Source organism: Pseudonocardia halophobica (assembly GCF_027922425.1).
GTDB lineage: Bacteria > Actinomycetota > Actinomycetes > Mycobacteriales > Pseudonocardiaceae > Pseudonocardia > Pseudonocardia halophobica.
In genome coordinates this window covers 1-1,097 of record NZ_BSFQ01000138.1, presented here as the reverse complement: position 1 = coordinate 1,097, position 1,097 = coordinate 1, and the positions used below count along the sequence as shown (strand labels likewise).

The 1,097-nt window shown below is 75.0% G+C and carries 2 protein-coding genes; both read right to left on the bottom strand.

The annotated features are described in order from the left end of the window. Positions 1-14: 14 nt before the first annotated feature. Positions 15-851: an alpha/beta fold hydrolase gene (locus tag PKE99_RS37705; RefSeq protein ID WP_271215049.1), complete on the bottom strand. Its 837-nt coding sequence runs from the start codon at positions 849-851 to the stop codon at positions 15-17. Further along, a partial coding sequence (locus PKE99_RS37700; RefSeq protein ID WP_271215048.1) for a hypothetical protein occupies positions 848-1,097 on the bottom strand: 250 nt, incomplete at its 5' end. The genes PKE99_RS37705 and PKE99_RS37700, both read right to left, overlap by 4 nt.

Sequence of the window (1,097 nt, the reverse complement as noted above, 5' to 3'; positions counted from 1 at the left end):
TGGTCCATGACTGGCTACTCCTGGGGATCGAGGAACGAGAGCAGGTGCGGGCGGACGACGTCGAGGAAGCCGGCCAGGTCGTCCCACGGCACCATGTGCCCGGTGTTCGGGACGGCGAGGACCGGGATGTCCGGACGGGTGCGGCGGAGCTCCTCGGCCGTCCCGTCCGGGACGACCGGGCTGTCGGCCCCGCGCACGAGCACGACGGTCCCCCGCAGGGCGGTCCAGTAGTCGAAGAAGTCCTCGGTCTCGAAGCCCCGGTGGGCCTCGACGACCGCGGTCTCGTCGCAGGTGGCGAGGAAGCGGGCGCGCATCTCCAGCTCGCGTTCGGGCCAGCGCGGGTAGAACGCGCGCACGCCGTCGGCGTCCGTCCCCTGCCGGGCCTGCTGGAGCTGGTCGAGGAACGCCTGCCTGCTGGTGGGGTACGGGGCCCGGCCGGGACCCGAGGTCGGCGGGTCGACCAGCAGCAGCGGACCGTGGTCGTCGGGGGCGTGCAGCACCGCGTAGGCCGCGGCGATCCGCGCACCCATCGAGTGGCCCACCACCACCGGCGCCCGCAGGTCGAGCCCCTCGACGAGGCCGGCGGCGTCCGCGGCGTAGTCCACGAGGCGGTAGGCGCCCGACGGGGCCCGGTCGCTCTCCCCACGACCCCGCACGTCCGGCAGGGCCACCCGGTAGCCGAGCCCCGCGAGCCGGACGGCGAGGAAGTCCGCGCACACCGCGGGGGTCGTGATGCCCGGCAGGAGGAGCAGGTCCCGGTCGCCCTCCCGGCCGTAGCGCAGGACCCGGTGCCGAAGCCCGTTCGCCCGCACGACGACGCTCGTGCCCGCGATGTCCAGCGACGTCGTCATCCGTGCTCCACCTCCGCCGGGAGCAGGTCGATCGCCGACTCCAGCAGGGCCGCCGTGTACTCGGCGGCGGCGGGAACCCGCACGCGGTCCGCCATGTACCGCAGCTTGCGTTCGGCCTGCAGCCGCGAGCACACGCCGGACAGGACCCAGTCCCGGGTCAGGCCGGCGAGGGTCTCGAGGAACGACAGCGAGTCCGCCGCCTGGACCCCGTCCGCGCCGTCGATGCCGCCGCCCTCGAGCAGCCCG